This is a genomic window from Streptomyces blattellae, assembly GCF_009709555.1.
Classification (GTDB): domain Bacteria; phylum Actinomycetota; class Actinomycetes; order Streptomycetales; family Streptomycetaceae; genus Streptomyces; species Streptomyces blattellae.
Genome location: NZ_WJBG01000114.1, coordinates 87,315 through 99,715 on the forward strand (window position 1 = coordinate 87,315; position 12,401 = coordinate 99,715).

At 70.1% G+C, this 12,401-nt stretch carries 7 protein-coding genes and 2 pseudogenes; 4 read left to right on the plus strand and 5 right to left on the minus strand.

The annotated features are described in order from the left end of the window. Positions 1-20: 20 nt before the first annotated feature. From GFH49_RS07755 to GFH49_RS07770, 4 genes and pseudogenes are all read right to left on the minus strand, one after another. Positions 21-1,685, minus strand: coding sequence for a glycoside hydrolase family 13 protein (locus GFH49_RS07755; protein ID WP_155055042.1), 1,665 nt, complete (start codon positions 1,683-1,685; stop codon positions 21-23). Positions 1,686-1,888: 203 nt separating this feature from the next. Further along, positions 1,889-2,797 carry a sugar ABC transporter permease gene (locus GFH49_RS07760; RefSeq protein WP_155055043.1) on the minus strand — a complete coding sequence of 303 codons (909 nt, stop codon included), beginning with the start codon at positions 2,795-2,797 and terminating at the stop codon, positions 1,889-1,891. A 13-nt stretch (positions 2,798-2,810) separates the two neighbouring features. After that, a pseudogene (locus tag GFH49_RS07765) lies at positions 2,811-3,743 on the minus strand (carbohydrate ABC transporter permease); the annotation flags it as partial. Between the two features lie 114 nt (positions 3,744-3,857). Next, positions 3,858-5,129 (minus strand): extracellular solute-binding protein, encoded by a 1,272-nt coding sequence (locus tag GFH49_RS07770; RefSeq protein WP_155055045.1) that lies wholly within the window; start codon positions 5,127-5,129, stop codon positions 3,858-3,860. A gap of 422 nt (positions 5,130-5,551) precedes the next feature. Between GFH49_RS07770 and GFH49_RS07775 the strand changes: the two genes are divergently transcribed. Both GFH49_RS07775 and GFH49_RS07780 read left to right on the plus strand, forming a co-directional pair. Beyond that, entirely contained in the window at positions 5,552-6,598 is a 1,047-nt protein-coding gene (locus GFH49_RS07775; RefSeq protein WP_268867473.1) for a LacI family DNA-binding transcriptional regulator, read from the plus strand. Between the two features lie 130 nt (positions 6,599-6,728). Next, positions 6,729-7,583, plus strand: a complete 855-nt coding sequence (locus tag GFH49_RS07780; RefSeq protein ID WP_155055047.1) for a phosphatase PAP2 family protein — start codon at positions 6,729-6,731, stop codon at positions 7,581-7,583. 587 nt (positions 7,584-8,170) lie between these two features. On the opposite strand, the gene GFH49_RS07790 is transcribed toward GFH49_RS07780, so the two are convergent. Beyond that, positions 8,171-11,167 (minus strand): bifunctional [glutamine synthetase] adenylyltransferase/[glutamine synthetase]-adenylyl-L-tyrosine phosphorylase, encoded by a 2,997-nt coding sequence (locus tag GFH49_RS07790; RefSeq protein WP_155055049.1) that lies wholly within the window; start codon positions 11,165-11,167, stop codon positions 8,171-8,173. Between the two features lie 135 nt (positions 11,168-11,302). Here GFH49_RS07790 and GFH49_RS07795 point away from each other — a divergent pair. Together GFH49_RS07795 and GFH49_RS07800 are read left to right on the plus strand one after the other, a co-directional pair. Further along, positions 11,303-11,909 (plus strand): annotated as a pseudogene (locus tag GFH49_RS07795) (pyridoxamine 5'-phosphate oxidase family protein). 2 nt (positions 11,910-11,911) lie between these two features. Then, positions 11,912-12,361, plus strand: coding sequence for a VOC family protein (locus tag GFH49_RS07800; protein WP_155055050.1), 450 nt, complete (start codon positions 11,912-11,914; stop codon positions 12,359-12,361). Positions 12,362-12,401 lie beyond the last annotated feature (40 nt).

Here is a 12,401-nt window from a genome sequence, read left to right on the forward strand (position 1 = left end):
GCGCAGTCGGACGGCAGCCGTCAGGCGGTGGTCCACCAGACGGTCGTGTCCCCCGGCACCTTCGCCTCGCCGTCCGTCTCCGTCACCTCACCGCTGGCGAGCAGCACGCGACCGTGCGCGGGCACCGTCACCGACTCACCGCCGGTGTTGGCCACGCACACGAACTCCCCGCGCCGGAAGGCCAGGACGCCCTCGGGCGCGCGCAGCCACTCCACCGCGTCGCCCGCGCCCAGGTCGGGCTGTTCGCGGCGGGCGGCGAGGGCGGCGCGGTACAGCTCCAGGGTCGAGCCGGCGACGCCCGTCTGGGCCTCGATGCTCAACTCCCCCCATCCGTCGGGCTGGGGCAGCCAGCTGCCGCCCGCGCCGAAGCCGTACGACGGTCCCGTACGCGTCCACGGGATCGGCACCCGGCAGCCGTCACGGAAGCCGTCCTGGCCGGCGCCGCGGAAGTAGGCGGGATCCTGGCGGACCTCGTCGGGCAGGTCGACGACGTCCGGGAGTCCCAGCTCCTCGCCCTGGTAGACGTACGCCGAACCGGGCAGCGCCAGCATGAGCAGGGTGGCGGCGCGGGCGCGGCGAAGACCCAGTTCGCGGTCGCCCGCCGAGCGGATCTGGGTGCCGAGACCCGGGGGGTTGGCGAAGCGGGTCGCATGGCGGGTGACGTCGTGGTTGGACAGGACCCAGGTGGCGGGGGCGCCCACCGGACGCATGGCCTGAAGGGTGCGGTCGATGACCGTGCGCAGTTCCTCCGCGTCCCAACCCGTGCTCAGGTACTGGAAGTTGAAGGCCTGGTGCAGCTCGTCCGGGCGGACGTAGTTCGCCGTGCGCTCGACGGTCGGCGTCCAGGCTTCGGCGACGAAGATCCTGTCCCCCGCGTACTCGTCCAGGATCGTCCGCCACTGGCGGTAGATCACATGCACGCCGTCCTGGTCGAAGAACGGCATGACATCGTTGCCCAGCAGCTTCACTTGGTCGTGGGCACCAAGGTCCGGCAGTCCGTCCGCCTTCACCAGCCCGTGCGCCACGTCGACACGGAAGCCGTCGACGCCCATGTCCAGCCAGAAGCGCAGGATCGAGCGGAACTCGTCCCCGACGGCCGGGTGTTCCCAGTTGAAGTCGGGCTGCTCCGGCGCGAAGAGATGCAGGTACCACTCACCGTCGGGCACCCGGGTCCACGCGGGCCCGCCGAAGATCGACTCCCAGTCGTTGGGCGGGAGTTCTCCGTTCTCCCCCTTGCCCGGGCGGAAGTGGTACCGGTCCCGCAGCGGGGAACCCGGCCCCTCCGCGACCGCCCGCCTGAACCACTCGTACTGGTCGGAGGAGTGGTTGGGCACCAGGTCGACGATGATCCTGACTCCCAGCTCATGGGCGTCGCGGATCAGGGCGTCGGCGTCGAGGAGATTGCCGAACATCGGGTCCACGGCCCGGTAGTCGGCGACGTCGTAACCGGCGTCGGCCTGCGGGGAGGCGTAGAAGGGGCTCAACCACACGGCGTCGATGCCGAGATCGCGCAGATACGGCAGCCGGGATCGTACGCCCTCCAGGTCCCCCATGCCGTCGCCGTTGCTGTCGGCGAAGCTGCGCGGATAGACCTGGTAGATCACCGCGTCCCGCCACCAGTCGCTGCGCTGGGCGACGGTGGCGAGGGCGGAGTTGTCGGCCGGGTCGGCGGAGTACTGGCTCATGGCGTCCTTGATCGATAACGGGGTCATCGGGCGTGTATGACGAGACGGCCGCGGTGCCGGCGGGGTCGGAAGGACACCGCGGCCGCCTCGGGTTTCCGGGTGGTGCAACGCGCCCCAAAGGGGCGCGGGGCTGTACCGATATGCGGCTCCGCCGCGTGGGCGCGACCAGCCGCAACGGCGCCGCGGCCACACGACGGCAGGGCTCACCCCTTCGTGCCACCGGCGGTAAGCCCGGTCACCAGGTGCTTCTGCACGAGATAGAAGAACGCAGCTGCGGGTATCGCGATCAGCACAGCCGTCGCAGCCATCAGGTTCCGCTGCGCGTCGTGCTCGCTGACGAAGCTCTGCAACCCGACCGCCAGCGTGTACTTCGTGTCGGTCAGCATGAACGTCGAAGCGAACGCGACCTCGCCGAACGCGGTGATGAAGCTGTAGAACGCGGCCACGGCCAGCCCCGGCCTGGCGAGCGGCAGGATCAGCCGCGCGAACGTGCCGAAGGGGGTCAGCCCGTCGACGCGTCCGGCCTCGTCGATCTCGAACGGGATGGTGTCGAAGTAGCCCTTGAGCAGCCAGGCGCAGTACGGCACCGTCGTCGTCAAATAGACGAGGACGAGGCCGCCGTAGCTGTCGATGAGCTTCAGCTCCGACAGGATCTGGTACATCGGCACCATGAGCACGGCCACCGGGAACATCTGGGTGACCAGGAGCACCCACATGAACTTCTTGTAGCCGGGGAAGCGCATCCGGGAGACGGCGTACCCGGTGGTGGCGGCGAGGAGCACACCGATCACCGTGGCGCCCAGCGAGACGATCAGCGAACTGCGCAGCCAGTCGAAGAAGTTCGTGTCCGACAGGACGAACGAGTAGTTGTCGAACGTCATCTTCCCCCAGATCTCCCCGGGGTGCAGATAGTCGTCCTTGTCCGGGCCGAGGGAGAGGAAGACCAGCCAGGCGATCGGGAAGAGCGCGATCAGGCTCGCGACGATCAGGATGCCGTGGGACGCGAGGGACGCGCCGCGACCGCGCTCGCCGCGCCGGCGCACCGAGCGGGGTGTGCCGGACGTGGGGGGCTGATCGGCCGGAGCGGACGTCTTGACGGTCGTAGTGCTCATGAGGGCTCCCGCCTCAGATCGCGAGCTGCTGGTCGTTGCGGTTCAGCCAGCGGCGGTAGAAGGAGGTGAAGACGATCAGGATGGCAAGCAGCAGCATGCCGTAGGCCGCCGACTGCGCGAAGTCGCGCGGCTGCTGTCCGAAGCCGAGGTAGTAGGCCCAGGTGACGAGGATCTGGGCGTCCGGGGCGGTGTCGCCGAACAGCAGGAAGATGATCGCGAACTGGTTGAAGGTCCAGATGATGCCGAGCAGTACGACGGTGGAGCTGACGGACCTCAGGCCGGGCAGGGTGACGTACCGGAACCGCTGCCAGGCGCTCGCGCCGTCCATCTCCGCGGCCTCGTACAGCGTCGAGTCGATGGACTGCAGTCCGCCGAGCAGCGAGACCATCATGAACGGCACACCGCACCACGTGTTGACCATGATCGCGGCGAACCGCTGCCAGAAGGTGTCCTCCAGCCACAGCGGCGTCGGCAGATGGAGCGTCTCCAGCGCGGAGTTGATGATGCCGCCGTCCGCGAGCATGAACCGCCAGCCGAAGACGGTGACGAAGGTCGGCACGGCCCACGGCAGGATCAGGATCAGCCGGTAGAAGGTGCGGCCGCGCAGCTTCTGGTTGAGCAGCAGCGCCAGGCCGAGGCCGACGCTGTAGTGCAGGGCGACGCAGGCCGCCGTCCAGAAGACCGTCCAGATGAAGTGCGACCAGAAGCGGTCGTAGGCGGTCTCGCCCCACAGGATGTCGGCGTAGTTGTCGAAGCCGATGAACTTGTAGGTGGCCTCGATCTCGTTGACGCCGATCGTGCGCCCGGTGTTGAGGCTGTTGGCGTCGGTGAGCGTCAGGTAGAAACCGTACGCGAGCGGATACAGCACGAGGACGCCGAGCACGATCACCACGGGGGCGATCATGGCGTAGGCGTACCAGTACTTCTGGTAGCTGTGCTTCAGGCGCTGGACGGCGACTGTCATGTTCGGCACTTTCTGGAAGCTCGAAGGTTACGACGCACAGGCCGGTGGCCGTCGGATCCGTCCCCCGCGTCAGGCGGATCCGACGGCCACCCGGGGTCACTTGCTGAAGTCGGGCACCAGCTTGGCGATCGCGGTCTCGGCCGTGCTCAGGCCCTCGTCCAGGGACTCCTTGCCACTGGCGATCTTGGGCAGCTCGGTGTCCAGCGGGCCCCAGAGGGAGCTGTACTCGGGCAGCGCGGGGCGCGGCTGGGCGGCGGGGAGGACGCTCTGGTAGCCGGCGATGCCCGGGTCGGCCTTGACCTCGGCGGTGTAGGCGTCGTCGCGGGTCGGCAGGGTGGAGTTCGCCAGGGCGACGGTCTCCTGGGACTTCGCCGAGGTCATGAAGTTCACGAACTTCAGCGCGGCCTGCTGCTTCGACTCGCTGGAGCCGGCGTACACGGAGAGGTTGTGGCCGCCGGTCGGGGCGCCCGCCTTGCCGGTCGAGCCGGCCGGGACGGTGGCGATGCCCAGGTTCTCCTTGTCCTTGAACGCGGAGCCCTTGTAGAAGTTCGTGATCTCCCACGGGCCCTGGAGGATCGAGGCGACCTCGCCGTTGACGAACGCGTCCTGGATGTGGGCGTAGGCGTCGGCGGTGGTGTCGGCCTTGTGCAGGCCCTTGCCGTCGAAGAGGCCCAGCCAGGTGCCGTACGCCTGCTGCGCCTCCGGCGAGTCGACGGTGATCTTCTCGGCCTCGGCGTCGACCGTGTCGGTGCCCTCACCGTAGAGGAACGACTGGGCGTAGTAGGCCTGGGTGGAGCCCCAGTAGCCGTCGACGCCGGTCTTGTCCTTGATCGTGGCGGCGGACGTCTTCAGCTCGTCCCAGGTCTTCGGCGGCTCGACGCCCGCCTTCTCGTAGAGCTCCTTGTTGTAGACCAGCGCGAGGGTGTCGGTGACGATCGGCACGCCGTACGTCTGGCCCTCGTACTTGGCCTGCTCGATCAGGCTGGGCTGGAACGCGCTCTCGTCGGCGAGGGCCTCGGTGCCGTCCAGCGGCAGGAGGTAGCCGTTCTTGGCGAAGGCGGGCGTCCAGCCGACCTCGGAGCGCAGCACGTCCGGGGCGCCGCTGGCACCGGCGGCGGTGTCGAACTTGTTCTGCGCCTGGTCGAAGGGGACGTTGACGTAGTTGACCTTGATGTCCTTGTTGGCGGCCTCGAACTCCTTGACCAAGGCCTGGTACGCCGGCGCCTCATTGGTGGCGTTGGAGGTGTCCCACCAGGTGATGGTGACCGGACCGTCGGCCTCGTCGCCGCTGTCGCTGTCTCCGCCGCAGGCCGTCGCCGCGAGGGCGAAAGACGCCACCAGCGCGGTGGCCGCTATGCCACGCCGCATGAGTTCTCCTTGAGGGTTGAGCCCGAGTGGGTCGACGGGGCCGCAGGGGCGGTCCCGTCTGCCGCTCCTGCCGACTTGCCGACTTGCCGAGCCGACTTGCCGACTGCGCCGTCGCGGCGGCCGGGCGTCGAGAACGTAACAGCGATGTAAGCGCGGCGAAAGGTCTTGCAGCAAAAAAGTGCAAGACATCTCCGCAGTTACCCGGATGTGACCTGCCGTCGACCGCTGCGAGACCGTTGTGAGACTGTTGTTCTGCGGGGTTGAGCGGGCACGCACAGTGTTGTGCAAGACTCTGCAAGCTCTTGCCGTTCGTTTCCCGAGAGGACGCCATGTCGCAGCAACCCGCACCGCGCCGGTCAACCGTCCGCGCCCGGCGCCTGATTGGTGCGCAAGGCGAGGGGCGGCCGGTACAGTCCACTCCCGTGACCACACGGCTTGCCGACATCGCCGCTCAGGCGGGGGTGAGCGAGGCGACCGTCAGCCGCGTCCTCAACGGCAAGCCGGGCGTCGCCGCCACCACCCGCCAGTCCGTGCTGGCCGCACTGGACGTACTCGGCTACGAGCGTCCCGTGCGGCTGCGGCAGCGCAGCGAGGGCCTGGTGGGCCTGATCACCCCGGAGCTGGAGAACCCGATATTCCCGGCCCTGGCCCAGGTGATCGGCCAGGCGCTGACGCGGCAGGGCTACACACCGGTCCTGGCCACCCAGACCCCGGGGGGTTCGACGGAGGACGAGCTGACCGAGATGCTCGTCGACCGGGGCGTCGCCGGGATCATCTACGTCTCCGGACTGCACGCGGACACCAACGCCGACATGCAGCGCTACGAGCAGCTGCGCGCGCAGGGCGTGCCGTTCGTGCTCGTCGACGGCTTCTCCCCCAAGGTGCAGGCACCGTTCATCTCGCCGGACGACCGCGCGGCGATGACCCTGGCGGTCACGCATCTGGTGTCGCTGGGCCACACCCGGATCGGTCTCGCGCTCGGCCCCAAGCGGTTCGTGCCGGTCCAGCGGAAGATCGAAGGCTTCGTCCGCGCGATGCAGGACCAGCTCGGGCTGGCCGCGGACACGATCGAGTCGGAGCTGATCCAGCACTCCCTCTACACGCTGGAGGGCGGCCAGGCGGCGGCCACCGCGCTGATCGGGCGCGGCTGTACGGCGGTGGTGTGCGCCAGCGACATGATGGCGCTGGGCGCGATACGGGCGGCACGGCAGCACGGCCTGGAAGTCCCCCGGGACATCTCGGTGGTGGGCTTCGACGACTCCCCGCTGATCGCGTTCACCGACCCGCCCCTGACAACGGTCCGCAAGCCGGTCCCGGCGATGGGGCAGGCTGCGGTGCGGACGTTGCTGGAGGAGATCGGGGGGACGCCCGCGCCGCACAGTGAGTTCGTGTTCATGCCGGAGCTGGTGGTGCGCGGTTCCACGGCTTCGGCGCCTGGGGAGAGGACCGGGGACCGGAATCGTCCCTGAGTCGGAGAACTGCCTTCAGTGGCAGTGCGCTGGTAGGAGAGAGCGGCCTACGGTCGTCGTAGAACGTGCGGATTGAACCCGACCGGGGGATGATCGGACGGGGGTGGCTTTTCTGGCAGACTTTGTGCCCATGGGTGACACGACCGTGACGACCGCAGAGGAAGGCCGCGAGGAGGCCGTTCCGCACCCTGTCACGGTCGAAACGAGGCCCGGGCGGCTGAGCGGCCTGCGCGTTCCGCGTCAGCCCCGGCTGTGGTTCGAGATCCTTCTGATCGCGGTGAGTTACTGGACGTACTCACTGATCCGCAACGCCGTCCCGGAACAAAGGGGACAGGCTCTGAGCAACGCCGACTGGCTCTGGCGGCTGGAGGAAAACCTCGGCATCGCCGTCGAAGAATCGGTCAACCACACCGTGAATTCGGTGACTTGGCTCATCGTCGGCATGAACTACTACTACGCGACACTGCACTTCGTGGTCACTCTGGGTGTCCTCGTGTGGCTGTTCCGCAGTCATCCCGGCCGCTATGCGGCGACCCGGATGGTGCTCTTCGCGACGACGGGCGTGGCCCTCGTCGGTTACTACCTGTATCCGCTCGCCCCGCCGCGGCTCATGAACGGCCAGAGCTTCATCGACACGGTGATGGTCCACGACACCTGGGGTTCGATGGCCTCCGGCGACCTGAAGAACGTGTCGAACCAGTACGCCGCGATGCCGTCGATGCACATCGGCTGGTCGGTCTGGTGCGGCCTGACGATCTTCGCGCTGGCCTCGGTCCCGTGGGTCCGGGTCCTGGGCCTGCTCTACCCGATGGCCACCCTCGTCGTGATCGTCGCCACCGCCAACCACTTCTGGCTGGACGCCGTCGGCGGCCTGATGTGCCTCGCCTTCGGCTACACGGTGGCACGGGTCTGGTACGGCACGTTGCCGTACTCCCTGCCGCGGCTGGTGCCGCCGCGCCGGGCACTGCTGCCCGGCAAGGTGTAGCGGCACCCGCCTGTCCGCCAGGCGTTCCGCTGGAAGTGCCGCGCTATGCCGTCGTGCGTCTGCGGGCCCGTCGTCGCTGGTCGCGCAGTTCCCCGCGCCCCTTGGGCGTTGCCGAACCGCAGTTCCACTTCACCAAGTCCGCTCAGGCCCGGTACATGACGTGACCGCCGGTCACCGTCAGTCGTACGGGAGCCTGAGCCACTTCGTCCGCGGGAGCGGTCGCCGGGTCCACGCCGCTGCCGTACGGCGGCCGGCGGCCGCGGCCGGACCCGGCCAGAACGCCGTCCTGCCGTCCCCTGCCCGTGCCAGTCCGCGCGCTCCAGCCACGCCTTGCCGCCCTCGACGGTCCCGAACTGGAGTACCTGACCCGGCCGACCCACCCGTGCCGCCGGCCAGGCCCTGCACGGCGACCAGCCCGGCACCAGGCCGTCGGCGTCCGCTCCCGCATGCGCCAGGGCGCGAAACACGGTGCCGGCAGGCAGCCGCCGCCCCCACAGCCTCAGGACGCGAAACGCAGCCACACCGGTCAGCGCGGTCGCCGTGGCCGCCACCCCAGCCCGGCGTCCCCGCCGTGGGCTACGGGCCGGTCACGCCCCGTAGAACAGCTCCTCCACCACGCTCCGCGCCCGCCTCGCCGTACGCCGGTACGCGTCGAGCATGTCGCCGACGTGTCCGGGCCCATACCCCAGGTAGCGCCCCACCGCCGCCAGTTCCCGCCCGTGCGACGGGAACGTGTCGCCCGCTCGCCCGCGCACCAGCATCACCGCGTTCCGCACCCGTGTCGCCAGCACCCACGCCTCGTCCAGGGTGGCCGCGTCCTCGCCGGAGACGAGTCCGGCGGCGCAGGCGGCGGCGAGGGCCTCGCGGGTGCGGGTGGTGCGCAGGCCCGGCTCGGCCCAGCCGTGCCGCAGCTGGAAGAGCTGGACGGTCCATTCGACGTCGGAGAGGCCGCCGGGCCCGAGCTTGGTGTGCAGCTTCGGGTCGGCTCCGCGCGGCATCCGCTCGGACTCCATACGGGCCTTCAGGCGCCGGATCTCACGGACGGCGTCGTCGCCGAGTCCCTCCGCCGGGTACCGCAGCGGGTCGATCAGCTCGATGAAGCGCCGCCCCAGGTCCTGGTCACCGGCGACGACTTCGGCCCGCAGCAGCGCCTGCGACTCCCAGACCAGGGACCAGCGGCGGTAGTAGGCCTCGTACGACTTCAACGTCCGTACGAGCGGCCCGGACTTGCCCTCCGGTCGCAGGTCGGCGTCGATCAGCAGCGGCGGATCGGCGCTCGGGATCTGGAGCAGTCGCCGCATCTCGGAGACGACCTTGTTCGCGGCGTCCGCGGCCTCCCGCTCCTCGACGCCCGCGCGGGGCTCGTGCACGAACAGGACGTCCGCGTCGGAGCCGTAGCCGAGTTCGTGCCCGCCGAAGCGGCCCATGCCGATGACCGCGAACCGGGTGGGCAGTTCGTCGCCCCAGCCCTCGCGGACGACGGCCCGCAGAGTGCCGGCGAGGGTCGCGGCCGTGAGGTCGGAGATCGCGCCGCCGACCCGGTCCACCAGGGCGCCCTGATCGGCCTCGGCGGGCTGGGCCTCGGTGCCGTACGAGCCCACGATGTCGGCGGCGGCCGTACGGAACAGCTCGCGGCGGCGGACGCCGCGGGCGGCCGTGACCCCCTGGACGGCGCCGTCGGCACGGCCCACCGCGGCGAGGATCTCCTGTTCCAGGTGGGCGTGGGAGCGGGGGTCGAGGCCACCGCCGTCACCGTCGCCGAGCAGCGCCACCGCTTCCGGCGCACGCATCAGCAGGTCGGGCGCGAGGCGGCCGGCGGACAGCACACGGGCGAGATTCTCGGCGGCGGCGCCTTCATCGCGCAGCAGCCTCAGATACCAGGGCGTCTTGCCCAACGCGTCCGACACGTTGCGGAAGTTGAGCAGTCCCGCGTCCGGGTCGGCGGAGTCGGCGAACCAGCCGAGCAGCACCGGCAGCAGGGTGCGCTGGATCGCGGCCTTGCGGGTGACGCCGGAGGCCAGCGCCTCCAGATGGCGCAGGGCGGCGGCCGGGTCGGCGTAGCCGAGGGCGACCAGCCGTTCGCGGGCCGCCTCGGGGCTCAACCGTGCTTCGCCGGGGGCGAGTTGGGCGACGGCGTCGAGCAGCGGCCGGTAGAAGAGCTTCTCGTGCAGCCGTCGTACGACACTCCCGTGCCGCTTCCACTCGCGGTTCAGCTCGGCGACCGGATCGGTGCGCAGGCCCAGCGAGCGGCCGATGCGGCGCTGGTCGGCCTCGTCGTCGGGGACGAGGTGGGTGCGGCGCAGCCGGTAGAGCTGGATGCGGTGCTCCATGGAGCGCAGGAAGCGGTAGGCGCTGTCGAGCTGGACGGCGTCCGCGCGGCCGACGTACCCGCCGGCGGCGAGCGCCTGGAGCGCGTCCAGGGTGGTGCCGCTGCGCAGGGACGCGTCGGCCCGGCCGTGCACCAACTGCAGCAGCTGTACGGCGAATTCGACGTCGCGCAGCCCGCCCGGACCGAGTTTCAGCTCCCGCTCGACCTCGGCGACCGGGATGTTCTCGACGACCCGGCGGCGCATCTTCTGCACGTCGGCGACGAAGTTCTCGCGCTCGGCGGCCTTCCAGACGAGCGGTTCGAGGGCGGCGACGTACTCCTCGCCGAGTTCGATGTCCCCGGCCACCGGGCGGGCCTTGAGCAGCGCCTGGAACTCCCAGGTCTTGGCCCAGCGCTGGTAGTAGGCGAGATGGCTGCTCAGCGTGCGCACCAGGGGACCGTTTCTGCCCTCGGGCCGCAGATTGGCGTCCACGGGCCAGATCGAGCCCTCGACGGTGGTCTCGGAGCAGATCCGCATCATGTGCGAGGCGAGCTTGGTGGCGGAGCGCAGCGCCTTGCCCTCGTCGGCGCCGTCGACGGCTTCGCCCACGAAGATCACGTCGACGTCGGACACGTAGTTCAGCTCATGGCCGCCGCACTTGCCCATCGCGATCACCGCGAGCCGGCACGCGGCGGCGTCGTCGGGCGCGGCGGCTCGGGCGATGGCGAGGGCGGCGCGCAGGGTCGCGGTGGCCAGGTCGGCCAGCTCGGCGGCGGTCTCGGCGACATCGGTGGTGCCGCACACGTCGCGGGCCGCGATGGACAGCAGACAGCGCCGGTAGGCGACGCGCAGGGCGACCGGGTCGCCGGCCTCGGCGAGACCGCGCTCGAACTCCGCCACCCCGGGGTGGAGGTCGCGCGGCTCGTACATGACGAGCGCCTGCCAGTCCCTGGGATGCCGGGCGAGGTGGTCGGCGAGCGCGGCGGAGGCCCCGAGCACACCGAGCAGCCGGTCCCGCAGCGGCTTCGCCGCTATCACCGTGTCGAGCAGCTCCTGCCGTGCCAGGGGCCCTGGCTGCACCTCGACGAGCCGGACCAGACCGTGCAGCGCGAGATCCGGGTCGGCGGTCGCGCCGAGCGCCTCCAGCAGCACCGGGTCGCTGCGCAGGGACGCGAGCTCCACGCTGTCCAGAAGCCGCTCTGCGGCCGACGGATCGGTGAAACCGTGCCGCAGCAGCCGAGTGAAGGTGCTGCTCCTGCGCCCCGGCGCCGTCATGCCCCGCCTCCTGTCGGATCAAGGTCGTTCCCGCCTGAGCCTAACCGCAGAGCCGCGGAGAAGCGCCGATGAGTTCTGCCGCCGCCTGGGGTCTGCCCTGCAGAGGTTCGGACATCCGGCGGCTGGAGGAAGCTCATGCCCCACACAGACACCGACACCGACACCGGTACCGACACCGGTACCGACATCGGTACCGGCCCGCAGACCCGACTGGACACCCGCTACAGCGACGAGACGGCCACCGCGGTCCCCTGGCCGGAGGCCGACAAGCAGCTCACCGAGGCCGAGCTGTTCTGGATCTCGACCGTACGACCGGACGGGCGCCCGCATTCCCCCATAGCCTTAAGGGCATGGGGGACCCCCATCCCCGCTCCCCGCGGTCCGGGCACACGGCGCACTGCACTTCTGCACCGGCCCCGAGGAGCGCAAGGCCCGCAACCTGGCGGAGAACCCGCAGGTCGTCCTCACCACGGGCACGAACACCTGGAACAAGGGCTACGACCTGGTGGTCGAGGGCGTGGCGCGGCGCGTCACGGACGACGCGGCGCTGCGCGAACTCGCGGCCCGCTGGGAGACGAAATACGGCTCCTTCTGGCACTTCGAGGTACGGAACGGCTGCTTCGACCACAAGCCGGGGCACGCGTACGTCTTCTCGGTGGCGCCGGTCACTGTTTTCGGCTTCGGTAAAGGGGAGCCGTTCGGCCAGACCCGCTGGCGGTTCGGCGGTGACGAGGAGGCGTAGCCATGGACTTCACGCTCGAAGTGATCCCGCTGCCCGTGAGCGACATCGACCGCGCCCGCGACTTCTACCGCGACCAGGTCGGCTTCCACGTCGACATCGACCAGGAGGTCATGCCGGGCATGCGCATCGTCCAGCTCACCCCGCCGGGCTCCGGCTGTTCCATCGCCCTCGGCGACAGCATCTGGGACCTCACCAAGGGCGGGACCAGACCCGAACCCGGCTCCTACCAGGGCCTCCAGCTGTGCGTCGCCGACATCAAGGCCGCCCACGCCGAGCTGCGCGAACGCGGCCTGGAGGTCTCCGAGCCGACCCAGTACTCCCCCGACGACGGCGCGACCTTCATGTACTTCACGGATCCGGACGGCAACGGCTGGTCGATCCAGGAGTACCGGCGCAGGGCCACGGAGCCGTTGCACAAGGCCCTGGCAGATCTGGCCGGCGGACGCCAGTAGGCGGTGCGGGTCGCCGGCTGAACCACGCCGGCTGACAAGA

Coding starts and splice junctions, on each gene's coding strand:
- GFH49_RS07755 (WP_155055042.1), bottom strand. CDS start 1,685: ATGAGCCAGTACTCCGCCGACCCGGCCGACAACTCCGCCCTCGCCACC.
- GFH49_RS07760 (WP_155055043.1), bottom strand. CDS start 2,797: ATGAGCACTACGACCGTCAAGACGTCCGCTCCGGCCGATCAGCCCCCC.
- GFH49_RS07770 (WP_155055045.1), bottom strand. CDS start 5,129: ATGCGGCGTGGCATAGCGGCCACCGCGCTGGTGGCGTCTTTCGCCCTC.
- GFH49_RS07780 (WP_155055047.1), top strand. CDS start 6,729: ATGGGTGACACGACCGTGACGACCGCAGAGGAAGGCCGCGAGGAGGCC.
- GFH49_RS07790 (WP_155055049.1), bottom strand. CDS start 11,167: ATGACGGCGCCGGGGCGCAGGAGCAGCACCTTCACTCGGCTGCTGCGG.
- GFH49_RS07800 (WP_155055050.1), top strand. CDS start 11,912: ATGGACTTCACGCTCGAAGTGATCCCGCTGCCCGTGAGCGACATCGAC.